Source organism: Pandoraea sp. PE-S2T-3, from assembly GCF_002179965.1.
Classification (GTDB): domain Bacteria; phylum Pseudomonadota; class Gammaproteobacteria; order Burkholderiales; family Burkholderiaceae; genus Pandoraea.
This window is the reverse complement of record NZ_NGUQ01000007.1, coordinates 680062-703590: the sequence shown is the minus strand read 5'-3', so window position 1 is coordinate 703590 and position 23529 is coordinate 680062. Positions and strand designations below refer to the sequence as shown.

The window sequence follows — 23529 nt, the reverse complement described above, 5'->3', positions numbered from 1 at the left end:
GACAAGGCAAGGAGACATCGACGACAAGGTTACCGCCGCAATATGTCGGTCATGTGACGGTCACGAAGCGACGGCCATCACATGCGCCGGCAGGACGGTGGCGAAGTGCACGCCCGGTGTCGCCGAGGCTCAGTCGTGCATTGCACTCAGCACTCGACGATATTCACCGCCAGACCGCCTCGTGCCGTCTCCTTGTACTTCGTTTTCATGTCGGCGCCGGTTTCGCGCATCGTCTTGATGACGGAATCGAGCGAAACGTAGTGCGCACCATCGCCACGCAGCGCCATGCGCGCGGCGTTCACGGCCTTCACCGACGCCATGGCATTGCGCTCGATGCACGGAATCTGCACCAGACCGCCCACCGGGTCGCACGTCAGCCCAAGGTTGTGTTCCATGCCGATTTCAGCGGCATTCTCGACCTGCGCGACTGTGCCGCCCAACACCGCTGCCAGCGCACCGGCGGCCATCGAACAGGCCACGCCGACTTCGCCCTGACAACCCACTTCCGCGCCCGAAATCGAGGCGTTGAGCTTGTACAGAATGCCGATGGCACCTGCGGTCAGCAGAAAGTCGATCACGCCCTGATCGTTCGCGCCATGCACGAAGCGGTCGTAGTAATGGAGCACCGACGGGATAATGCCGGCCGCGCCGTTCGTGGGCGCCGTCACCACACGGCCACCGGCCGCGTTCTCTTCGTTGACGGCCATCGCGTACAGGTTCACCCAGTCCATCACCGACAGCGGGTCGGAGAGCGTACGCTCGGCGCGCTGCGTCAGTTGACGGTACAGCTCGGGCGCGCGACGGCGCACGTGCAGCGGGCCCGGCAATTCGCCTTCGGCTTCCGGGTTGCCGATGCCGCAACCGCGCGTCACACACGACTGCATCACGTGCCAGATGTTGATCAGGCCCGTGCGGATGTCTTCTTCCTTGTGCCAGACCTTCTCGTTCTCCCACATCAGCTGGGCGATGGTCTTGCCGCTCTCGCGGCACATTTCCAACAATTCCTTGCCCGTGCGGAACGGGTACGGCAGTTGATCGTGCGCCGCGAGCACCTGCGCATTCGAAGCCCCCGCCGTCACCACGAAGCCGCCACCCACCGACAGATAACGGCCTTCGCGCAACTTGTTGCCCGCACCGTCGAAGGCATGGAATTTCATGCCGTTCGGGTGCTCGGCCATCGCTTCGCGGCGGTAGAACACCACGTTCTCTTTCTCGATGAACGGCACGTCGTGCTTGCCCAGAATCGACAGCACCTTTTCACGGCGCAGCTTGGCCAGACGGTCCGCAATCGTGGCGGGGTCGACGGTGTCGGGGGCATCGCCCATGAAACCGAGCAGCACGCCCTTGTCGGTGCCGTGGCCCTTGCCCGTGGCCCCGAGCGAGCCGTACAACTCGGCGCGCAGCGACGCCACCTGCGGCAGCAAGCCGTCGCGCTCCAACCCCTGCACGAACATCAGCGCCGCGCGCATTGGCCCCACGGTATGCGAACTCGAAGGTCCGATACCGATCTTGAACAAATCGAAAACTGAAACGGCCATGGGGCTTTCCTGATTTTTTAGTACTGACTTGAGACTCGGCGAGCACCAACATGCTGGCGCATTCGCGTGACATCTATAGAGACAAAAAGGGGCCAGCAATGTTTCTGCCGGCCCCTTTTTATCGAGTTTTGCGACGTTTTTTACTCGTAGTCGCTCATCGGGACGCAGGCGCAGAACAGGTTCCGGTCGCCGTACACGTTGTCGGCACGGCCCACCGGCGGCCAGTACTTGCGCTCGCGCAGTGCCTTCACCGGGTACGCCGCCTGGCTGCGCGCATACGCGTGCGTCCATTCGTCGGCGGTCACGACTTCTGCCGTGTGCGGGGCGTGCTTGAGCGGGTTGTCTTCGCGATCGGCACGGCCTTCTTCCACCGCGCGAATTTCTTCACGAATGGTGACCATGGCTTCGATGAAACGGTCGAGTTCGTGCTTCGATTCCGATTCGGTCGGCTCGACCATCAGCGTGCCCGGCACCGGGAAGCTCATGGTCGGTGCGTGGAAGCCGAAGTCCATCAGGCGCTTGGCCACGTCGTCGACCGAGATGCCGCTCGTTTCCTTGAGCGGACGCAGATCGAGAATGCACTCGTGCGCGATCAGACCGCCCGGGCCCGAGTAGAGCACCGGATAGTGCGGCGCGAGCTTCTTCGCGAGGTAGTTGGCGTTGAGAATCGCGGTCTCGGTGGCCGACGTCAGGCCGGTGGCACCCATCATCGCGACATACATCCACGAGATCGGCAGAATCGAGGCCGAGCCGTACGGCGCGGCCGACACGGCACCGATACCGTCGGCGTCGCGCGAGTAACCGGTCGAGCGCTGGTTCGGCAGGAACTGCGCCAGATGCGCGCCGACTGCGACCGGGCCGACGCCCGGGCCGCCACCGCCGTGCGGAATGCAGAACGTCTTGTGCAGGTTCAGGTGCGACACGTCGCCGCCGAACTCGCCCGGTGCGCACAGGCCGACCATCGCGTTCATGTTCGCGCCGTCGACATACACCTGACCGCCGTTCGCATGCACGATCTCGCAAATCTGACGCGCGCCGGCTTCGAACACACCGTGCGTCGACGGGTACGTCATCATGATCGCGGCCAGACGGGTGCGGTGCTGCTCGGCCTTCGCCTGAAGGTCGGCCAGATCGACGTTACCGTTGGCGTCGCATGCCACCACCACGACCTGCATACCGGCCATTTGCGCCGACGCCGGGTTGGTGCCGTGAGCCGATGCCGGAATCAGGCAGATGTCGCGATGCGCTTCGCCACGCGAGGCGTGATACGCCTGAATGATCAGCAGACCCGCGTACTCGCCCTGCGAGCCGGCATTCGGCTGGAGCGACACAGCCGCATAGCCGGTGGCCGCCACGAGCATTTGCTCAAGCTGGTCGATCATCGTGCGATAGCCCGCCGTCTGCGCCGTCGGCGCGAACGGGTGGATCTGACCGAACTCGGGCCACGTCACCGGCAGCATTTCCGAGGTGGCGTTGAGCTTCATCGTGCACGAGCCCAGCGGGATCATCGTGCGATCGAGCGCGAGATCCTTGTCGGAGAGGCTGCGCAGGTAGCGAAGCATCTCGTGTTCCGAGTGATAACGGTTGAATACCGGGTGCGTGAGATAGGCGCTCTGACGCGCCAGCGCCGCCGGGAAGCCGTCGGCAATCGTGGCTTCGATGGCGTCGAAGTCGATCGAACCGGCGCTCTTGCCCAAGCCTTCGGCGAACACTTCCCACAACGCGATCACATCATCGCGCGTGCTGGTCTCGTCGAGCGAGATGCCGACGATGTCCGCATCTTCGCGACGCAGGTTGAAGCGGCGCGCGACGGCAGCCGTGTGCACAGCGTCAGCACGGCCGGCGACCGGCACGGTCAGCGTGTCGAAGAACGTGGCATTGCGAGGTGCGGCACCCAGCTTCGCGAGACCGGCAGCGAGGACCGCCGTCAGACGATGCACGCGCGACGCGATGATGCGCAGGCCTTGCGGGCCGTGATACGCCGCATACATGCTGGCCATGATGGCGAGCAGTGCCTGTGCGGTACAGATGTTCGAAGTCGCCTTCTCGCGGCGGATGTGCTGCTCGCGCGTTTGCAGTGCGAGACGCAGCGCGGGCTTGCCCTGCGTGTCGACCGACACGCCGACCAGACGGCCCGGCATCGAACGCTTGAGTTCGTCGCGCGTGGCCAGATAAGCCGCATGCGGGCCACCGAAGCCCATCGGCACGCCAAAGCGCTGGCTGTTACCTACGGCCACATCGGCGCCCCACTCGCCCGGCGGCGACAGCAGCGTGAGCGAGAGCAGATCGGCGGCGGCAATCAGCATGCCGCCGTTCGCGTGGATCGCGTCGGCCAGCGCGCGATATTCGCGCACGTCGCCGCCCACGCCCGGGTACTGCACCAGCACGCCGAACGCATCGACGTCGGCAGCGGCGGCAACCGGCCCAACCTGCACTTCGATGCCCAACGGCTTGGCGCGCGTTTGCACCACTTCGATGGTTTGCGGCAGCACGTCGTCGGCCACGAAGAACGTGTTCGACTTCGACTTGCCCGTGCGCTTGACCAGCGTCATCGCTTCGGCGGCGGCGGTGGCTTCGTCGAGCATCGAGGCGTTGGCGATGGCGAGACCCGTCAGGTCGATCACCATCTGCTGATAGTTGAGCAGCGCTTCGAGACGGCCTTGCGAAATTTCCGGCTGATACGGCGTGTAGGCCGTGTACCAAGCGGGGTTTTCGAGCACGTTGCGCAGGATCACGCCCGGCGTGAACGTGTTGTAGTAGCCCTGACCGATGAACGACTTGAAGACCTGATTCTGGTCGGCCAGCGCACGCAGTTGCGCGACGGCTTGCGACTCGGTTTTCGGCGCGGCGAACTGGCCCAGTGCAGCAGCGAATTGCGGGCCGTCGCGGCGAATCGACGCCGGCACGACCGCGTCGATGAGCGCGGCGCGCGAGGCGTAGCCGAGCTCGGTGAGCATGGCTTGCTGTTCGGGACTGTCGGGGCCGATGTGGCGCGCAGAAAAGTTGTCGCGCTGTTCCAGCTCGGTGAGCGAGCGGCGCGGCTGATGCAGGTCGGTCATGGCATTCATGGGTCAGATCTCTCGTTCGGTCACGGCAAGTGACTACGGCAAGGTGTTGCTAAGCGTTGCTAGCGTGACTAAGCCCGGTGCGATGGCGACGATCGCCACCATCGCACCGGGCTTTCGGCTCGCGGGCTTAAGCGCCCGGGCCGGCGCTGTATTGCTCGGCGCTCAGCAGGCCGTCGAGTTCCTTCACGTCCGACGGCTTGATGCGGAACAGCCAGTTGCCGTACGGATCGGTGTTGACCTGCTCCGGCGAGCCGGCCACTTCGCTGTTGGTCTCGATGATCTCGCCGCCGATCGGGGCATAGATGTCCGAGGCGGCCTTGACCGACTCGACCACGGCGACTTGTTCCTGCGCCTTGACCGTGCGGCCGGTGTCCGGCAGCTCGATGAAGACCACATCGCCCAGCGCTTCCTGCGCGTGGTCGGTAATGCCGATGGTCACGGTGCCGTCGGCTTCGAGGCGAGCCCATTCGTGGGACTCGGCGTACTTCAGGTTGTCGGGGGTATTCGCCATGTGTGACGCTCCGGTTTCAGTATGGGGTGTCTTATTGAGAGTCTGTCGTGTCGCCAACCGCGTGGGTGTGCCCTTATCGCTCACGCCACCACGGCCTTGCCGTGACGCACGAACGGTAATTTGACCACACGTGCGGGCAATTGCTTGTCACGAATTTGTACGTGCACGAGCGCACCGTCGGCCACGCCCTTCGGCAGGCGCGCAAACGCGATCGATTGCTGAAGGCTCGGGCTGAACGTGCCGCTGGTGATTTCACCGTCGCCAGCGTCGGTCACCACGACCTGATGGGCACGCAACACGCCGCCCTTGCCGTCGAGCACCAGACCGGCGAAGCGCCACGTCTGGCCGCGCGTGAGCAGCGAATCCTTGCCGACGAACGTGCGCTCGCTTTCCTTTTCGACCGTCCAGCCGAGACCGGCGTCGAGCGGCGAGGTGTCGTCGTCCATGTCCTGACCGTACAGGTTCATGCCGGCTTCCAGACGCAGCGTGTCGCGCGCGCCCAGCCCCGCCGGTCGCACACCGGCGGCGACCAGCGCCTGCCAGAGCGCCGCCACGTGGTCGGCATTGACGACGATTTCGAAACCGTCTTCGCCGGTGTAACCCGTGCGCGCAATCATCAATTCGCCGAACGGCGTGTCCTTGACGAAGGCGGCGTTGAAGGGCTTGAGCACTTCGCTCGCCGGCTGGCTGCCCGGCACGGCCTGCCAGGTCTTGGCGCGGGCGTTCGGGCCCTGCACGGCCACGATCGACAGGTCGCGGCGCGGCGTGATCGTCAGGCTGTAATCGCCGTGGGCGTTGAGCTGGCCGATCCAGGCCAGATCCTTGTCCGCGGTGCCCGCGTTCACGACGATGCGGAACCAGTCTTCAGCGATGAAATAGATGATGAGGTCGTCGATCACGCCGCCGCTCGGATTGAGCATGCAGGTGTAGAGCGCCTTGCCCGGGGTTTGCAGCTTGTCGACGTTGTTGGCGACGGCGAAACGCAGGAGTTCGCGGCAGCTCGGGCCGTGCAGATCGACCACGCACATGTGCGAGACGTCGAACATGCCGGCGTCGGTGCGAACGGCGTTGTGCTCTTCGATCTGGGAGCCGTAGTTCACGGGCATGTCCCAGCCGCCGAAATCGACCATGCGGGCGCCGGCGGCGCGGTGCGTTTCGTTGAGCGGAGTGCGTTTGAGATCGGTCATCGAGGCCTCAGGATCCAGGGGTTTCGGAAATACAGTGTCCGAAAATGCAAAAAGGGGTCATCTCGACGACCGGCACCTGCGCTTCGAGCGTGTGCGAATGCACTTGCCCGGCGCGATGCCAGTTGGCGAGATGACCCCTCTGTCCTTGGTACCTGAGAGATTGCCCGGTGCTCGGTGTTGACCGAGACAGCCGGCCCCTTCGGTGGGCTGTCTGCATGACGAAAGTCACGCCACAGCCGCTCTCCAGAGATCGAAGGCGAAGCCTTCGGCGCGGACGGTCCTTGATGCCTGAGAGTTTGTGGGTATTACCCCTTCGGCGGCGCCAGCATGTGCTTCCCGGCGCGCTCTCCCGACCGCGTTCGCGCACTTTACGGGGAAAGCCGGGGGCTGTCAATTTGACGAAAAACCGCTAGTGCGACTCCCCGGGATTCACCCCGGCCGGACAACCGTCTCGACCCCATCGTCCGTTACAGACCGCCCAGATGCAGCGCTGCTTCGGCACGACTTCAAACCACCGGTACTTGTCGCACTGCGCGAGCGCGGCGGCGATGGTCGTGGCCGCACCGGCGGCCGACGCGGCCGTCGGGCTGGACGCCGTGACGGGTGGACGCGCAGCCCCGGCTGCGGCAATCGGACCGATGTCGTTGTTGTCGAGATGCGCGGGCAGGTCCGGGTTGGCCACCGGCCGCGCGGTATTCGTAGCATTCGCCGCATCGCGACGGCTGAGCAACGTCATCATGTCGTCCGGGGCAGGTGCGGGCGGTGTCAGTGCTGCGGTCGCGGCGGCGGTCAGTGCAGCGGTGGCCGCAGACGCCGTCATTGGCGGGGCCGACGCCACGTCCGCCTCGGCGCCTGACGCGGCGGCATCGACCGCGGCCAGTACCTGCGCGCGGGCCAGTAACGCCGATTCCGCTCCGCTGGCGGCACTGGGGGCGGCCGCGCTCACATCGCCCGACGCATTGATCGGGGGAGCGTTACTACCGTTATTGAATGGGGCGACGACGATGGCGTCCGGCTTGGGCGTCGGGTCGACATAAGGCGCGCGCAGATTCCACCAGATACCGACGAGCGCGATGGCGGCGAAGACGGCGGTGCCCAGCACCAGCGCGCCATTGATCCAGCCGGGTTCGCCGTCACGCCGGCGCTGTTCCCGGCGCTCGCGCCGTGTCAGACGGCGGTTCTCCGAAGGCGGGACAGACGCGTTAGCTGAGGCAGATGCGGAAGTCTCACTCACGGTCGCCGCCGTGACCGGCACCTCGGCGGCACCGGATGCACTGAGCACACCGCTCCCCGTGGACGCCAGACTGGCCTCCCGAAAGCCCGGTTCGGCATCTGCAAGGGGCGCACCGCACTGTTTGCAGCGCAGCGCACTCGTCGCATTGTTCGTCCCACAGGTTGGACATTGCACGGCGACCTCACCACGATGGCAACGTTTTTTATTATAGGCACCCCCCGTGCGTGGACGCCAGTCATGGCGGCCGTTGCGTCACACAGCGTCGCGCTAGCCCCACAGTTCAGGCGCTGCGGCCCGTCACCGGGCCTGTCATCGTTGCCGCCATCGCCGCGTCACAGACGCGCGCACGCCCCATGTTAGACTTGCCCACCTCCTGCGCGAGCCCGACGAGGTGCCCTCGCGAGCACCCGGCCAGCCGCCGCCTTCATCCCCTTCGTTTCACACCATGTCGTCCTTTCCGCTCAATCCTGCCCAGAACGAAGCCGTGCGTTATTTCGACGGCCCCTGCCTCGTGCTGGCCGGTGCCGGCAGCGGCAAGACGCGCGTCATTACGCAGAAAATCGCGTGGCTGATCGAGACCAAGGGGTTCGAGCCGAAGCACATCGCCGCCGTCACCTTCACGAACAAGGCCGCCGCCGAAATGCGCGAGCGCGTGGCCAAGCAGCTCGAAGGCAAGACGCTCACCACGCCCGGCAAGGAAGGCCGCAAGGTTCCCGTCAATCAGTTGACGATTTGTACGTTCCACTCGCTTGGCGTGCAGATTCTGCGCCGCGAGGCGGAGAACGTCGGCCTCAAGCCCCAGTTCTCGATTCTCGACTCGGACGATTGTTTCGGTCTCATTCAAGAACAGTTGGGCACGACGGACAAGGGGATGATTCGCGGCGTGCAGACCGCCATCTCGCTCTGGAAGAATGCGCTGGTCACGCCCGAGACGGCGCTGGCCGCCGCCGAGACCGCCGACGAGCATCAGGCCGCGGTGGTCTATCGCAACTACATGGCCACGTTGCAGGCGTATCAGGCGGTCGACTTCGACGATCTGATCCGTCTGCCCGCCGAGTTGTTCGCGCGCGACGAAGAGGTGCGTGAGCGCTGGCAGAACAAGCTGCGCTATCTGCTGATCGACGAGTATCAAGACACCAACACCTGTCAGTACCTGCTGCTCAAACTGCTGGCCGGCCCGCGCGCGGCATTCATGGCCGTGGGCGACGACGATCAGGCGATCTACGGCTGGCGCGGCGCCACGCTCGATAACCTCAAGCAATTGCAGGTCGACTTTCCCACGCTGAAAGTCATCAAGCTGGAGCAGAACTACCGCTCGACTTCACGCATCCTGACGGCGGCGAACAACGTCATCGCCAAGAATCCGAAAATCTTCGAGAAGAAGTTGTGGAGTGAGCACGGCCTCGGCGATCCGATTACCGTCACGCCTGCCAATGACGAAGAACACGAGGCCGAATCGGTCGTATTCCGGTTGTCGGCCCACAAGTTCGAGCGGCGCGCAGAGTTTCGCGACTACGCGATTCTGTATCGCGGCAATCACCAGGCGCGCATCTTCGAGCAAGTGCTGCGCCGCGAGCGCATTCCGTACGTGCTGTCGGGCGGCCAGTCGTTCTTCGACAAGGCCGAAATCAAGGATCTTTGCGCCTACCTCCGGTTGCTGGCCAACCCGGACGACGATCCCGCGTTCATCCGCGCGGTGACCACACCGCGCCGGGGCGTGGGCAGCACCACGCTCGAATCGCTCGGCGGGTTTGCCGGGCAGGCGAAGGTGTCGCTGTTCGAGGCGGTCTACATGGGCGCCGTCGAAGCGCGCTTGCAACCGCGCCAGCTCGAACCGCTGCGGGCGTTCTGCGATTTCATTCAGCGCATTGCCGCACGCGCAGCCCGCGATCCTGCCAATGAGGTCATTGATGACCTGATGGCAGGCATTCACTACGAGGCCTATCTTTACGACACGTTCGACGAGCGTCAGGCGCAGGCGCGCTGGACCACGGTGCTCGAATTTCTCGAATGGATGAAGCGCAAGGGCACGCGCGGCACGGCCGATGCGGCGACCGGACTGGATAACGCCGAGGACATCGACGACGACGCCAAGAGCCTGATGGAACTCACGCAAACCATCGCACTGATGTCGATGCTCGAAGGCCGCGACGGCGACGATCCCGATGCGGTGCGGCTGTCGACGCTGCATGCGTCGAAGGGTCTCGAATATCCGCACGTATTCCTCGTCGGCATGGAGGAAGGCATTCTTCCGCACATTCGCGAAGATGAAGAAGTCACTGCGGAGAAGATCGAGGAAGAGCGCCGGTTGATGTACGTGGGCATTACCCGCGCGCAACGCACGCTGCAATTGTCGTGGTGCAAGAAGCGCAAACGGGCGCGGGAAACGTACACGTGCGAAGTCTCGCGGTTCGTACCCGAAATGCAACTCGACGAAGCGCCGCCACCGCCACCGGAAGACGCCCCGATGTCGCCGAAGGATCGGCTCGCCAGCCTCAAGGCGATGCTCTCGGGCGGCGCGAACAAGACGCCGCAATAAAGGGTCTCCGCCCTAAGATTCCCGCCGTATCTCCGCCTGTCTCCGCTGTATCCCCGCTGTATCCCCGCTGTATCCCCGCTGTATCCCCGCTGTATCTCCGCTGTATCTCCGCTGTAAACGAATCGCCCCCCGCGTACGGGGGGCTGGCCTGAGGATTCAGCAGCGTCCGGCCGGGGCTGTCGGCGGCGGCGGATCGCGCAGTAAAGCAAGGCTTGCTGCTATTTGCCACCGCCCGTAGACGTCTGGCCACACGCGATTGCCGGACTCGACGCCACCATCGCGCCTGCCAGACCGGCGAAACCAAGCACAACGACAACCAACAACTTGCGCATAGGCTCTCCTCCACTCGTCAGGTGAGGTTTCACTATAGGAGGCCATTCTTTCGATGACAAAGACATCTTGACCATCGGCGCGGCGCGGGTGATAGTCGGTAAAAAACGGGCGAAACGATACGCGAATTGCGTCGATTTCGGCCCAATGCCCACACCCTCCAACGTTCTCGCGATGCGTCATCAGCACCCTGCCGTGGCGAGTGTGCGGCACCGATCCTCAAGCCTTGTGGAGCGTGGTGCGTGAGATTGCATATCCTGTCTGACCTGCATTTGTCTGTGGCCCCGCTGGCGACGCCCGACGTCGCCGCCGACGTCACCATTCTCGCCGGCGACATCAGCCGGCCGGCGCAAGCCATCGAGTGGGCGAAGCAACTTCCACGCCCCGTCATCTACGTTGCCGGTAACCACGAGTTCTATGGCGCGACGCTTGCGGGCACGCTCGCCGAATTGCGCAAACTCGCAGCAGGTACGAACGTTCATGTGCTGGAGCGCGGCAGCCTGACGATCGACGGCGTTCGCTTCATCGGCACGACGTTGTGGACCGACTTCGCGTTGTACGACGCCGAAGGCAAGCATGACGAAGTGATCGAGGAGTCCCGGAAATTCGTGCGCGACTTCACGCGCATTCGCGTGGGCGATCCGGCCGCGCCATGGTCCGACCTGCCGTTCTTCACGCCGGAAGACTGTGCCGCGTTGTGCCGCGAGAACGTGGCGTGGCTGTCGCGCGCGCTGGCCGACCCGCATGACGGCCCGACCGTCGTCATCTCCCATCACGCACCGACGCCGCAGAGTATTCATCCGCGCTTTGCCGGGTCACTCGTCAATCCGGCATTCATTTCGGATTTGACGTCATTTGTCGACCAGTCCGACGCCGCCTTGTGGGTGCACGGCCATACGCACGATTCGTTTGATTACCGCGTCGGGCACACGCGTGTGCTGTGTAATCCGCGTGGTTATTGCTTCGAAGGGCGCGTCGAGAACGCCGCGTTCGACCCCGCGTTGTGCGTCACTGTTTGACGCGCCGCAACATCGCGACGCAGCGATGACGTAACGCAGCGCAACACGACGCAGAAAACAAAAATCCCCGCCGAAGCGGGGATTTTCTTTTGCGGCCGGCGCAACCGTGCGGCCGGTCGGCTCGAAGGCGTCTGCGCGGGCTTACTTCGCCGCGCTCACCATGTAGTCGACGGCTGCCTTCACGTCGTCATCCGAAGCGTTGGCCGCGCCACCCTTCGGCGGCATGGCGTTCAGCCCCTTGAGCGCGGCGTTGTGCAGCGTGTCGATGCCGGTCGCGATGCGCGGCGCCCAGGCGGCCTTGTCGCCGAACTTCGGGGCATTCATGACGCCTGCGGCGTGGCACGCCATACACACGGTGTCGTACAGCTTCTTGCCCGCGTCGAGGTTGCTGCCGGCGCTGGCGGCGGCCGGTGCGGCGGTCTTGAGCGATGCCATGGCGGCGGCAGCTGCTGCGGCCGAGCCGGCATCTGCTGCGGGTGCTGCGCCAGACGCCGGAGCGGCGGCCACGGCACCGGAGGCCGGTTGTGCCGGTTCCGCGGGTTCTTGCAGCTTGCCGCCCGAGGCGTTGGCCATATAGACGATGGCACGGCCGATTTCGTAATCGGTCACGTCGTCGGGGCTGGTACCGCCACGCGCGGGCATGGCGCCTTTGCCGGCCAGCGCGATCTTGAGCATTTCATCGTAGCCCTGCGCAATTCGCGGGGCCCAGTCTGCCGAGCCGACCTTCGGCGCGCCGGCGGTGCCTGCGGCGTGGCACGCGGCGCAAACGGCCTTATAGAGTTGCTCGCCCGTCTGATAGACGCGCGGTGCGTTGGCATCCTTGATTTCGACCTTGGCCACGGGCGCGATGCGCTCGGCGATGGCTTTTTCGGTCATGGCGGAACTGCCCGCGCCGGTCAGGGCATTGTTGCCCACGTAATTGACCAGCAAGACGATGATGACGATCGGAACTAGAAAACCTGCAATGACTGCCGCGATGAGCTGCTTGGGTGTTTTGATCAGGGACTCATGCTCGTTATGTGCTTCACTCATGCGGGATCTCTCAATAGTTTTTGTGGAAACCGAGTGCGTCGCACTGGATGGCAGGCGCCATCCAGTCAAAATAACGAGCCATTGTAGCAACAAACACTCACGCGATGACACGTGATGGCCGTGCGCAGACGCCGCAAAAGTCCCGTGTTTTCCCTAACTTACGCGAAACCCAAAGCGGTGTTCCGCGTGGTTTGTGCGTGAAGTGGGATAGCGTTGCATGCACAGCAAAACCGCGCCTGACGCGTATCCCGTAGTGAATTGCCGCATTGTGAGGCGAGAGAATGCGCCAGGCATGGACGGCACGCGACAAAACCGCTATGCTTCTACGTCTTTGCCCGCCGGCCCGCGCGTTCGCGCATTTCTCACCGGTGGTCTGCACAGCGCCCGTAGCTCAGGGGATAGAGTATCGGCCTCCGAAGCCGAGGGTCACTGGTTCGATTCCAGTCGGGCGCACCAAATCAAAACACCACCAGCCGATCCACCAGTTGTGCGATCTTGGCGTTCGCGCCGGACCACGACTCCACGGTCGATGTTCTGCCGTCGAAGTACACGGTATTCATCACCGAGCCGTTCTGACTCAGCGTGAGCGTCGCGTACGCCAGATATTCGCTAGGCGTGCTGCCCCATAGCGAATTGCGCCACGCGCGCCGGACGGCGTAGTTCAGCACGACGCAGCCGGTCGGCCAAGTCCCCGGGCTGTAAATCGTGCTCACGATGCCGTAGGCGCGCAGTCGGCCCTGAATGGCCGGCAGCAAGTCCGACACCCCATCCGCCCCCAGTTCGATACACAGATTGCGCGACATCAGCTCCGGCGCGGCCGGCTGCGTCGGCGGCACGACCGACGGCAGCTGATCGGCCAGCACGACGCCTGTCGTCACCACGCTGGCCGCCACCTGCGCCGCCATCACCGGCACCGGCGTCGCGAACAGACACCCCCCCAACGACGCGCAGGCCGCCGCCGCCAGCGCCAGTACCCCGGCGAGCCGTTTCATCAGAAGGGTGCCACGCCAAGCAGCACGTGCTGGAGCCAGCCACCGTTTGCGCCGTCGGCGACCTGACCGTCCTCCACCCGCGCCACCTTCGCCTGACCGACCTTGCTCGACGCCACGACGTTACCCGGCTGGATGTCGAACTTGTTGACCACCCCCGTGAACCGGAAGGTGTCCATATTGCGGCCCTGCATCACCTGCTTCTCGCCCCCCACCACATAGGCGCCGTTCGGCAGGACTTCGACAATCGCCACGGCAATGGTGCCGGTCATCGCCGACGTCGAGCTCGTGGTGCCGTTGCCCTGGAACGAGCTTGCCGACGAGCCGATGTTGAACCAGCGCTCAAGCAGCGAATCGGCGCCGTTGTCTTTGGCGCTCTTGGCCGTGACGCTCGCGTTGCGCGTGACATTGCTCTGCGCCTTGTTGCTGCCGGTCGTGTTTTCCGCCACCTGAATCGTGAGCAAGTCGCCCACCCGGTGCGCCACTGGCGTTTCGAACCAGTTCGTGGCCGTGGTCGATTGATAGATCGACCCCGCCGTCTGCACGTTGGTCACCCGCGGCATCGGCATCACCGCCATCGGCGTGGAAGTGACGTTGGCGCTCGAGCACCCGCTCAGCAGCGCCACACCTGCCGTGGCGAGGGACGCCACCGTCATAACCAGACCCCGCGCCGCAGCGCGCTGAAGCATCGATAGTGTCGACATGGTGTGGCGCCCCCGCGCCGGTACCGGGCGTGGACCCGGTTGTCATCGAGAAGAATGAGCTGATGTGAGATGAGGCAATGGCACTTTGGCCAGCTTCGTAAGGAATAGTAAAAACAGGGAGTGCAGCCAGTGCGCACAAATAGTGGAAAATTTGTGGAGGCACGGCGCGTGTCACCGTGAAGCTGAGAAAATGGCGCGCCATCGACGCTTTCGCCACCTTGTCGCGATTTCGTCGCTATTTCGTCGCCACCTCGATCAACGAAGCCACCCGGTCAACCCACGCATGAACTCCGGCATCACGCGCAAGCTGTTCCTCGCGATCTTCGCGACCGGCCTGGTCACCATGGCGGCCACGGCGTTCGTCGTGCGCGCCGCGCTGAACGGGCATAGCTGGCTGGCCGGCGACAACCTGTTCTATCTGGCGTTGCTCGGCATTGCCGCACTGGGTGCCGTCGCGATTCGGGTCGCGCAACGGCTGCTCGTGCCCGTCACGCCGCTGCTCGAAGCCACGCACCGCATGGCCATGGGCGACTACAGCGTGCGTGCGCCCACCGTGGGCGCCGACGAACTCGCCCGGCTCGCGGCCGACCTGAACCGGCTGGCCGACACGCTTGCGCACAATGATCAGTTGCGCCGCGATCTGCTCGCCGACATTTCGCACGAGTTGCGCACGCCCCTTTCGGTGCTGCGCGGCGAAATCGAGGCCATGGAAGACGGCGTGCGCCCGCTCACGCAAGACGCACTGGCGTCGTTGCGCGTCGAAGTCTCGTTGCTGGCCAAGCTGATCGACGACCTCTACGAGCTCTCGCTCTCCGACATCGGCGCACTCACCTATCAGTTCGCACCGGTCGACATGACCGAGCGCGTCGCGACCACCGTCACCGCCTTTCGCGATTGGTTCGAAGCGAAGGGCATCGCGCTCACCGTGCATATGCCCGATGACGTGCTCACCGTCGATGGCGACCTGCACCGCCTGACGCAGTTGCTCGGCAATCTGTTCGAGAATTCGCTGCGTTACACCGATGGCGGCGGCGCAGCGCGGGTGTATCTGTCGTCGAGCGGCGCGCAATTGCGGCTCGAAATCGAAGATTCCGCGCCCGGTGTTCCCGACGACGCACTGCCGCGTCTGTTCGAGCGCCTCTTCCGTGTGGAAGCCTCGCGCAGCCGGCGCAGCGGAGGCGCAGGACTGGGGCTGGCGCTGTGCAAACACATTGTCGAAGCGCACGGCGGTCAGATCGTCGCGCGCCATTCCCCATTGGGCGGACTCGCGCTTTCGATTACCCTGCCGTGCCACCGCAACAACTCGTGTCTCTCCGCGTTCAATGGCGCACTGGGCGGTGCGTTGGGTGGCGCCTTGGGCGGCACGTTCGGCACGCCTCTGTCCGGCACCGGCGATGAACCGGCACCCGGTGCCGCGTTCTCTACCAGCACACTGACAACCCTTTGTTGACACAGGCCGCAATGAACATCGCTTTGCAGACATTTGCCGACAAAGGCGCCCCGTTGCGCTCACCGACTGACGCCATGACGCTGCCCGACACCGCGCCGATTCTGATCGTCGAAGACGAGCCGAAACTGGCGGCGTTGCTCGCGGAATATCTGCGCGTCGCAGGCATGCCTTGCCGAATTCTCTCCGACGGGCGCGACGTGCTGCCTGCCGTGCGCGCGACGGAGCCGCGCCTGATCCTGCTCGACCTGATGTTGCCGGGCATGGACGGTCTGGAAGTGTGCCGCGCCGTTCGCGAAATCTCCGAAGTCCCGGTCGTCATGCTCACGGCGCGCGCCGCCGAAACCGACCGGTTGCTCGGCCTCGAGCTCGGCGCCGACGACTACATCTGCAAGCCGTTCAGCCCGCGCGAAGTCGTCGCCCGCGTGAAAGCCATCCTGCGCCGTGTGCGCGGCCCGGCGAGCGCCGTGGCAGCCATTGCGCACGAAGTCGTACCGCAACAACCGGCACTGATCATCGACGCCGTACGCCATCACGCGCGGCTCGATGGTCATGAATTGCCGCTCACGCCGGTCGAACTCCGGTTGCTCGCCACACTGGCCAGCCACCCCGATAAAACGTTTCCGCGCGCGCATCTGCTCGATCGTATGTACGACGATCATCGTGTGGTCGCCGACCGCACCGTCGACAGTCACATCAAGAATCTGCGGCGCAAGTTGCAGGCGATTCGCCCGGACGAAGAGATCGTCCGCTCTATCTACGGCGTGGGCTACCGGCTGGAGTTGCGCACCGACCGGCCGGGGCGGCTCGCGGCGCGGCACGACGTCGCGGCTATCGACAACCCGCCCGGCGCAGTGCCAGAATAGGCGCACCCGCGCATCCACGGGTGTGCTGTCATTGAGGAGATTGACGATGCCCCGCCGCACCGCCACGCTGTCCCCGATGTCTGTCCCGCCGCTTCGCATCGCGCCATCCGCGAGCCTCACGCCGATCACGGCGCCCCGCACCGCCGCCGTCTCTCTTGTTCCGTTTGTCTCTTTCGTCTCGCGCTTCCGTCTCCGGCACGCGTCATCTCACACGCTGAGGCCCGGGCCGCTCTTGCGTGCGGGCGTCGCACTCGCCATGCTTGGCAGCAGCGGCTTCGCACTCGCCCAGACCCCCGTGTGCTTCGATAGCGTGGGCCGCGCCTTGCCGGCCGAACAGTGTTCACAGGCCGCCCGCAATCAGGCCGCCGAACAGTCGGCCTCCGCCGCTCCGGTCTCGCCGACGCAACGCGAAGAATGCAAAGCCCTTGCCGACAAAATAGCCAACACGCCCGACAAGGCGGTCTACACCCGCGATCGCCCGGTGGTACAGCCCAACGGCAATCGCATCGACATTCCTACACGCACAAACCCACGCAAAGCGCTCAAGGAAGAATACATGCGCAAGTGCACGTAGGCAGACTCCTACAAGTTAGCGCGAGATAGGCGCAAGTTAGCAGAACTTATTGCGCGAATTTCTTGACAAAGCCGGTAGACGCCGCATAATCGACGTCATGTCGACGCCCTTCAGGCCACCGTTGCGACTTCGCAAACGCGCTCGCCCGACGCCTGTCCCGGTCTCCATCGGATACCGAAGCATCGACCTCATCATCCGCTTCACCGCCGTAGCGGGCTGCCCGCCCCGAATGTCCCGGGTGCTCGCCACGACATGACGTTTTATCCGAATCCATGCCGCGACACTGTCCAAGCGGCCCACGCTTCTGGAGGGAGAAAATGCAAAAACGTGATTTCCTGATGAAAACTTCTGTCGCCGTTGCCGCGGCCGCCTTTGCGCTTGCCGGTTGCACGACGACCACGCCGTCGCAAGCCGACAAGAGCGATAGCTCGCCGGGCGCCAATGCCAACAAGCGCCGCGAAATCGATGCCTCGGTGAACGGCGCACTCGACAAGATGTACGCCTCGGTGAAAGGCTCACGCGAACTGGTCAGCAAGGCCCGTGGCGTGCTGGTCTTCCCGTCCGTGCTGCAAGCCGGCTTCGTCGTGGGTGGCGAATATGGTGAAGGCGCGCTGCGCGTAGGCGGCAACACGCAGGGTTACTACAACACGGTGACGGCATCGTTCGGTCTGCAAATCGGCGCACAGTCGAAGGCCGTGATCTTTCTGTTCATGACGCAGGACGCCCTCGACAAATTCCAGCGCACCGACGGCTGGACGGCCGGTGCCGACGCTTCTGTCGCGGTGGTCAAGATCGGTGCCAACGGCGCGGTCGACCTGAACACGGCCACGTCGCCCGTGGAAGTGATCGTGATGACCAACGCCGGCCTGATGGCCAACCTGAACGTCGAAGGCACGAAGGTCACCAAGCTGAAGATCTGACGCCGAGCCTTCGGGCTCGCAGTGCTCCAAAGGAAAACGGCGCCACCCTTCGCGGGGTGGCGCCGTTTTTTATGCATGCCGCTATTGCACGTCGCTGCTGCGCGACGATGCCGCTTACTCGTTACTGAAGGCTGCCGGACGCCACTTCAGCAAACGCTTTTCAAGCGAGGTCAGCAAATAATCCGCACCGAGCGCGACCGCGGCGAGCACGATCATCGCCGCGAACACACCGCTCGCGTTGAACGCGCCCTGCGCCGTCGAGATCAACAGGCCGATGCCTTGCTTCGACCCGAGGAACTCACCGACGACCGCACCGACGAGCGCGAAACCGAAGCTCACGTGCAGGCTGGCGAGAATCCACGACAGCGCCGACGGAATCACCACCGCCATCGTCACCTGACGACGCGATGCGCCGAGGATCTGCGCATTGGCAATCATGTAGCGATCGGCTTCACGCACGCCCTGAAATGCATTGGCGAACACCACGAAGAACACCATCACCACCGCGAGCGCTACCTTCGAAGCCATGCCCAGACCGAACGCGATCACGAAGATCGAGCCCAGCACCACACGCGGAATCGAGTTGGCAATCTGGATGTAGAGGCTCAACACATCGGAGAGCAGCTTGTTACGTCCGAGCACGATGCCGCAGATCACACCGGCCACACCGCCGATGAGAAAGCCCAGCACCGTCTCTTCGAGCGTGACGAGCACCTGCGCCCACAGCGGTCCTTGCGACGTGCCATTCACGCACCAGTCGTAAATCTGCTCGACGATCAACGTCGGCTGCGAGAAGAAGAACGGATCGATCCAGCCGATACGCGCGGCCACTTCCCAGCCACCGAGACCAACCACCAGAATCGCGACGCGCAGAAAGATCACCAGCGCGCGGCGTTGCTTGATACGACGTTGCGCGGCGGCTTCCTCGCGCGCGAGATCGGCGTCGCCGAAACCTGCCAGCACGGCCTGTTCACTCATGTTCATGCCCTCCTCCTGACGGCATGGGCACGCGCGGCTGCGCGGCCCGTCAATTCACTTTCAATGACACTGCTCATCACCGGGCGATCCACTGAAGATGTTGGCCCGGTCACGACATCAACCGATCTTCACTTCTTCACGCAGGTCAGCCCAAATCTCGCGCGAGATATCGATGAAGCGTTGTTCGTAACGAATCTCCGACATCACGCGCGGACGCGGCAGGTCGATCGTGTACACGTTCTTGAGCGTGGCCGGACGCGCCGTCAGCACGAACACCCGGTCGGCCAGCGCGATCGCTTCTTCCAGATCGTGCGTGACGAACACCACCGAGCCTGACGTCGACGACCACAGTTGCAGCAGCTCGTCCTGCATGAGCGTGCGCGTTTGCATGTCGAGCGCCGAGAACGGCTCGTCCATCAGCAGAATTTCGGGGCCGTTGATGAACGTCTGTGCGAGTGCCACGCGCTTGCGCATGCCGCCCGAGAGCTGGTGCGGATAGTGACCGCCGAACTTGTCGAGCCCCACGCGCTTGATCCACTGATCGGCCAGCGCGTACGCAGCGTCCTTCGACTGGCCGCGAAACAGCGGGCCGGCGGCCACGTTCTCGCGCACGCTGCGCCACGGAAACACCGCATCGTTCTGGAACACGAAGCCGATGCGCGGATCGATGCCGTTCACGGTCTGGCCCATCACGCGCACCGAGCCGGCGGTCGGGCGCAGCAGCCCGGTAATCATCGACAGCGTGGTCGACTTGCCGCAGCCGGTCGGGCCGACGATGGCGACGAACTCGCCACGCGCCACCGACATGCTGAAGTTGCGCAGCGCGATAGTCGCTTTGCCGTCGGGCGAGATGAAACGGCACGACACGTTGTCGAACTCGATGGCCGGCGTGTCGCGCGAGACCGCGCTGGCCGCACGGGCCGGTGCCGAAGCGGCGGGGGTGTGAGTCTGGCTAATCGTCTGAGTCATGCTCAGCTCCTCTGGTACGTCGACGGGCTATCGGCGGCGTTGCGCCAATTCAAGGGGTGAGCGCGCCCGCACACCGGACGGGGGTCAGGTGCGGGCGGCTCAGTTGCTGGTTCAGTTGACGCGGCGTCGTAGCGACCGCGCGCCGGTACTACCGGGTCAAGAGAGGCGAGTCGGGCGAATCAGTTACTTGGCCTGATCGACGAACTCATTGGTGTACGTCTTCGACAGATCGATGTGCTTGCCCTTGACGTTCGGATTGAACGCGGCAAGCACCTTCAGCACGGTCTCGGGACCACCGTTCGGCATGCGGCCGTCCGGCGAATACATCGGCAGCGAGTTTTGCAGAGCCTGCACGTACAGCGCCTTGTTGTTGCCGTAGTAGTCCTTCGGCATCTTGTCGGCGATCTCGGCGGCCGAGTGCGTGTTGATGAACTTGAGCGTCTTCACGAACGCACGCGCGAGCTTGGCGGCTTCCGGCTTGTGCTTGTCGAGCCACGCACGTTGCACGTAGAGGCTCGATGCCGGGTAAGCGCCGCCCAGTGCCGCGACGGTGCCTTCCATCGTGCGCATGTCGACCAGCACGGCGGCGTCGCCCGTCTTGAGCAACTGCGAGGCAGTCGGCTCGGTCGTCATGCCCGCGTCGATGCGGTTCTGCTTGATAGCAGCGATAAACGTGTTGTCAGCGCCCACCGGCAGCACCGAGTACTGCGACGACGGGATGCCGTGCTTGGCCGCGAGGTACTGCGTGAGGAAGTTGGTCGACGAGCCGAGACCGGTGACGCCGAGGGTCTTGCCCTTCACGTCGGCCATGCTCTTGATGGTGTCTTTGCTCTTCGTGTTGACGAGCTCGACCTCGCCCGGCACCTGACCGAAGATCACGATCGCCTGAATTTCCTTGCCCTTGCTCTGCAAGTCGATCGAGTGATCGTAGAAACCCACCACGGCCTGCACGGCACCGGCGAGCAATTCGTTCTCGGCGTCCACGCCGGCCGGCTGCGAGAGCAGCTCGACGTTCAGGCCTTCGTCCTTGAAGTAGCCGAGTTGCTCGGCAAGCTTGGCCGGCAGATAAACCATCTTCGTGATGCCGCCCACCATGATCGTGACCTTGCCGCTATCGGCGGCAAAGCCCGGCGCACTGGCAGCTGCCAATGCCACGCCGAACACGCTGGCGAGAACAGGTTTCACAAGGGCTTTCGGCAGGCGCAGGCCAAGGCTTGCTCGCATTGTGGTGTCTCCATTGTTTTAGGGATAATGGGCCGGACCCGCGCGGTGCGGTTTCGGCTGGCCTCGGGCAACGGTGTGACGGTGCATCGAGGTCAAGGCAGCGATCCTTTCATCTGCCTTCTGGCGGATTGTAGAAAAACGAAGCTTTCATCGAGCTTTCGTCCCATGCAGGTTTTCGCCGGCAACGGGTGGGTGTTTACCCGCTGTTGGCTTGCCCGTGCGTAGCGGGCACACTCCGGGGCGCTCCCGCAGGCAATTCGCCTAGGCCGTCATGAAACTCTTGCTGATCGAAGACAACGACACCCTCGCCCACTGGCTCGCCCGCATGCTGCGCGACGACAACTTCACCGTCGACGCTGCGCGCGACGGCGATGCGGCCGACCGTCTGTTGCAAACCGAAACCTACGACGTGGTGCTGCTCGACCTCATGCTCCCGAAGCTCGGCGGCAAACACGTGCTGCGCCGGCTGCGCGAGCGGCGCAACAACGTGCCGGTCATCATCCTGACCGCGAGCGGCTCGGTCGACGAAAAGGTCGATTGTCTTGGCGCGGGCGCCGACGACTATCTCGTCAAGCCCTTCGAAGTGCGCGAGCTGATTGCCCGGGTGAAGGCGCTGGCGCGACGCCACGCCCCCGAGCAAAGCGCCGACTTCGTGTGTGCCGATCTGGGCTATCACACGGGCACACGGCAGTTCACCATTGCGGGCACGCCGCTCGCACTGCCGTCGCGCGAACACGCCGTGCTCGAGATTCTGATGCGCAAGCAAGGCAAGACCGTCGCCAAGAGCGCGCTCGTCGATGGCGTCTTCGGTCTGGACGACGAGCCGAGCGCCGATGCCATCGAGATCTATATCCATCGTCTGCGCAAGAAGCTCGAAGCGAGCCGCGCGGCCATCATGACCCTGCGCGGACTCGGCTACCTGTTGCGCGAAAAAGATGCTTAGCCTGCGCGTCAGACTGCTGATGTGGCTGATGCTGCCGCTCTCGCTCTACATCGGCGCGAGCGCGTGGCTGGCCTATCGCAGCGCCCACGACACGGCCGAACTCGTGCAGGACCGCGCGCTGCTCACCTCGGCGCAGGTCATCGCCGGGCAAATCGCTTGGGTGGACGGTGCGCTGCGGGCGAGCGTGCCCCCGTCGGCGCTGGAGCTGTTCGCATCGCCGGCGCACGATCGCGTGTTCTATCAGGTCATCACCGAGCGCGGCCAGTTGCTTGCCGGACCGCCCGACTTTCCGCACCCGGCGCTGTTCCCGGCCACGGTGCCGGCCTATGCCAACGTGACTTACAACGGCGAGCCGCTGCGCGTGATCAGTTTCGTGCGCACGATGTACGACTCGGGCACGCCGCACCGCGTCGCGGTGGTGGTCGCCGAGACGATGTACGCGCACGACCGGATGCTCGCCGAGTTGTGGGAACCCTCGCTGCACCGGCAGATCGCCATGGCCGCGCTCGCCGCCCTGCTGGTGCTGATCGGGCTGACGGTCGAGCTGCATCCGCTCATCCGGCTGAAAGACGAAGTGGCCGGACGCTCGCCGCAAGAGCTGGTGCCGATTCGCGCCGGTCAATTGCAGACCGAGCTGCGCCCGATCGTCGATGCCATTAATTTGTGCATCCAGCGGCTCTCCGCGCAGGCTCAGCAGCAACGGCGCTTCGTGGCCGACGCCGCACATCAGTTGCGCACGCCGCTCACCCTGCTCGACACCCAGTTGCAGTTCGCCGCCCAGCTCGACGACCGGGCCGCGCTGGCGGACGTGCTCACCGCCATGCAGACCAGCAGCCGGGGGCTGGCCGACCTGACCAACAAGCTGTTGTTGCTGTCGCAGGCGGAAGCCGCCGACACCCCGGCGTTCTCGCGCTCGCGGGTCGATCTCGTGGCGGTGGCGGCGGGCGTGCTTGAAGAGCTGGTCGCGCTGGCGCAGCGGCGCAACATCGATCTGGGATTCGAATCGGCCCATACCCACGTGTGGGTGGCCGGCAACGGCGGCCTCTTTCATGCGATGGTCATGAATCTTGTCGACAATGCGATCCGCTACATCCACGAGGGCGGACGCGTCACCGTGGCCATCGACAGCGCGGACCACGTCGCGCACCTGCGAGTGATCGACGACGGCCCCGGCATTCACGCCGAGGCGCGTCAGCGCGTGTTCGAGCGCTTCTACCGCAACGCGCCGCCGGGCCAGCCGGGCACCGGCCTGGGGCTCGCCATCGTCAAGGAAATCGTTGCCGCCAGTCACGGCACCGTCACGCTCTCGCCGGGCGAGGACGGGCGCGGCCTGATCGTGACCGTGTCGCTACCGCTCAGTTCGGAGGCCGAAAGCAACGCCCGATAGGGAACACGGCAAAGAGACCGGCACCGAAAGTGCACACGTAAACCCGGGCGGACGACTGAAAGAAAATAAC

General features: G+C 64.4%; 19 protein-coding genes, 1 tRNA gene and 2 riboswitches. Of the genes, 9 read left to right on the top strand and 11 right to left on the bottom strand.

Annotated elements, in window-relative coordinates:
• Positions 1-146: 146 nt before the first annotated feature.
• The 5 genes from CDV46_RS05120 to CDV46_RS05100 all read right to left on the bottom strand — a co-directional run bounded on the left by CDV46_RS05120 (position 147) and on the right by CDV46_RS05100 (position 7586).
• Positions 147-1538, bottom strand: a complete 1392-nt coding sequence (locus CDV46_RS05120) for an L-serine ammonia-lyase (protein ID WP_087721935.1) — start codon at positions 1536-1538, stop codon at positions 147-149.
• A 140-nt stretch (positions 1539-1678) separates the two neighbouring features.
• A complete protein-coding gene (gene gcvP, locus CDV46_RS05115; RefSeq protein WP_087690989.1) occupies positions 1679-4606 on the bottom strand; it encodes an aminomethyl-transferring glycine dehydrogenase in 2928 nt (975 codons plus the stop codon).
• 127 nt (positions 4607-4733) lie between these two features.
• Complete coding sequence (gcvH, locus tag CDV46_RS05110) at positions 4734-5117, bottom strand: glycine cleavage system protein GcvH (RefSeq protein WP_087690988.1); 384 nt, start codon at positions 5115-5117, stop codon at positions 4734-4736.
• Positions 5118-5197: 80 nt separating this feature from the next.
• Positions 5198-6304, bottom strand: coding sequence for a glycine cleavage system aminomethyltransferase GcvT (gene gcvT, locus CDV46_RS05105; protein WP_087721934.1), 1107 nt, complete (start codon positions 6302-6304; stop codon positions 5198-5200).
• Between the two features lie 129 nt (positions 6305-6433).
• A riboswitch (glycine riboswitch) is annotated at positions 6434-6561 on the bottom strand.
• A gap of 8 nt (positions 6562-6569) precedes the next feature.
• A riboswitch (glycine riboswitch) is annotated at positions 6570-6666 on the bottom strand.
• 47 nt (positions 6667-6713) lie between these two features.
• Positions 6714-7586 carry a hypothetical protein gene (locus CDV46_RS05100; RefSeq protein ID WP_087721933.1) on the bottom strand — a complete coding sequence of 291 codons (873 nt, stop codon included), beginning with the start codon at positions 7584-7586 and terminating at the stop codon, positions 6714-6716.
• Between the two features lie 397 nt (positions 7587-7983).
• Between CDV46_RS05100 and CDV46_RS05095 the strand changes: the two genes are divergently transcribed.
• Together CDV46_RS05095 and CDV46_RS05090 are read left to right on the top strand one after the other, a co-directional pair.
• Positions 7984-10077: a UvrD-helicase domain-containing protein gene (locus CDV46_RS05095; RefSeq protein WP_087721932.1), complete on the top strand. Its 2094-nt coding sequence runs from the start codon at positions 7984-7986 to the stop codon at positions 10075-10077.
• A gap of 572 nt (positions 10078-10649) precedes the next feature.
• On the top strand, positions 10650-11426 hold the full coding sequence (locus CDV46_RS05090) for a metallophosphoesterase (protein WP_087690980.1): 777 nt from the start codon (positions 10650-10652) through the stop codon (positions 11424-11426).
• Between the two features lie 141 nt (positions 11427-11567).
• Here CDV46_RS05090 and CDV46_RS05085 read toward each other — a convergent pair whose 3' ends face one another.
• Positions 11568-12458, bottom strand: a complete 891-nt coding sequence (locus tag CDV46_RS05085; RefSeq protein ID WP_087690979.1) for a c-type cytochrome — start codon at positions 12456-12458, stop codon at positions 11568-11570.
• A gap of 380 nt (positions 12459-12838) precedes the next feature.
• Between CDV46_RS05085 and CDV46_RS05080 the strand changes: the two genes are divergently transcribed.
• Positions 12839-12914 (top strand) — tRNA-Arg (locus tag CDV46_RS05080).
• A gap of 2 nt (positions 12915-12916) precedes the next feature.
• On the opposite strand, the gene CDV46_RS05075 is transcribed toward CDV46_RS05080, so the two are convergent.
• Together CDV46_RS05075 and CDV46_RS05070 are read right to left on the bottom strand one after the other, a co-directional pair.
• Positions 12917-13450, bottom strand: coding sequence for a hypothetical protein (locus CDV46_RS05075; protein ID WP_087690977.1), 534 nt, complete (start codon positions 13448-13450; stop codon positions 12917-12919).
• Complete coding sequence (locus tag CDV46_RS05070; RefSeq protein WP_087690975.1) at positions 13450-14151, bottom strand: flagellar basal body L-ring protein FlgH; 702 nt, start codon at positions 14149-14151, stop codon at positions 13450-13452. The genes CDV46_RS05075 and CDV46_RS05070 overlap by 1 nt, the downstream gene beginning before the upstream one ends.
• A gap of 283 nt (positions 14152-14434) precedes the next feature.
• Here CDV46_RS05070 and CDV46_RS05065 point away from each other — a divergent pair, with 283 nt between their 5' ends.
• From CDV46_RS05065 to CDV46_RS05050, 4 genes are all read left to right on the top strand, one after another.
• Positions 14435-15601 (top strand): ATP-binding protein, encoded by a 1167-nt coding sequence (locus CDV46_RS05065; RefSeq protein ID WP_249277680.1) that lies wholly within the window; start codon positions 14435-14437, stop codon positions 15599-15601.
• Positions 15602-15675: 74 nt separating this feature from the next.
• Positions 15676-16464, top strand: a complete 789-nt coding sequence (locus tag CDV46_RS05060; RefSeq protein WP_087722036.1) for a response regulator — start codon at positions 15676-15678, stop codon at positions 16462-16464.
• Between the two features lie 46 nt (positions 16465-16510).
• Positions 16511-17038 carry a hypothetical protein gene (locus tag CDV46_RS05055; RefSeq protein ID WP_087721930.1) on the top strand — a complete coding sequence of 176 codons (528 nt, stop codon included), beginning with the start codon at positions 16511-16513 and terminating at the stop codon, positions 17036-17038.
• 317 nt (positions 17039-17355) lie between these two features.
• Positions 17356-17958, top strand: coding sequence for a BPSL1445 family SYLF domain-containing lipoprotein (locus CDV46_RS05050; RefSeq protein ID WP_087690969.1), 603 nt, complete (start codon positions 17356-17358; stop codon positions 17956-17958).
• Positions 17959-18072: 114 nt separating this feature from the next.
• On the opposite strand, the gene CDV46_RS05045 is transcribed toward CDV46_RS05050, so the two are convergent.
• From CDV46_RS05045 to CDV46_RS05035, 3 genes are all read right to left on the bottom strand, one after another.
• A complete protein-coding gene (locus CDV46_RS05045) occupies positions 18073-18942 on the bottom strand; it encodes an ABC transporter permease (protein WP_170936083.1) in 870 nt (289 codons plus the stop codon).
• 111 nt (positions 18943-19053) lie between these two features.
• Positions 19054-19905 carry an ABC transporter ATP-binding protein gene (locus tag CDV46_RS05040; protein ID WP_254915927.1) on the bottom strand — a complete coding sequence of 284 codons (852 nt, stop codon included), beginning with the start codon at positions 19903-19905 and terminating at the stop codon, positions 19054-19056.
• A gap of 183 nt (positions 19906-20088) precedes the next feature.
• Entirely contained in the window at positions 20089-21129 is a 1041-nt protein-coding gene (locus CDV46_RS05035; RefSeq protein ID WP_087690967.1) for an ABC transporter substrate-binding protein, read from the bottom strand.
• A gap of 271 nt (positions 21130-21400) precedes the next feature.
• On the opposite strand from CDV46_RS05035, the gene CDV46_RS05030 reads away from it, so the two are divergent.
• Both CDV46_RS05030 and CDV46_RS05025 read left to right on the top strand, forming a co-directional pair.
• Positions 21401-22072 (top strand): response regulator transcription factor, encoded by a 672-nt coding sequence (locus CDV46_RS05030; protein WP_058376527.1) that lies wholly within the window; start codon positions 21401-21403, stop codon positions 22070-22072.
• Complete coding sequence (locus CDV46_RS05025; RefSeq protein ID WP_249277678.1) at positions 22065-23459, top strand: sensor histidine kinase; 1395 nt, start codon at positions 22065-22067, stop codon at positions 23457-23459. The genes CDV46_RS05030 and CDV46_RS05025 overlap by 8 nt, the downstream gene beginning before the upstream one ends.
• The last annotated feature ends 70 nt before the right edge of the window (positions 23460-23529 follow it).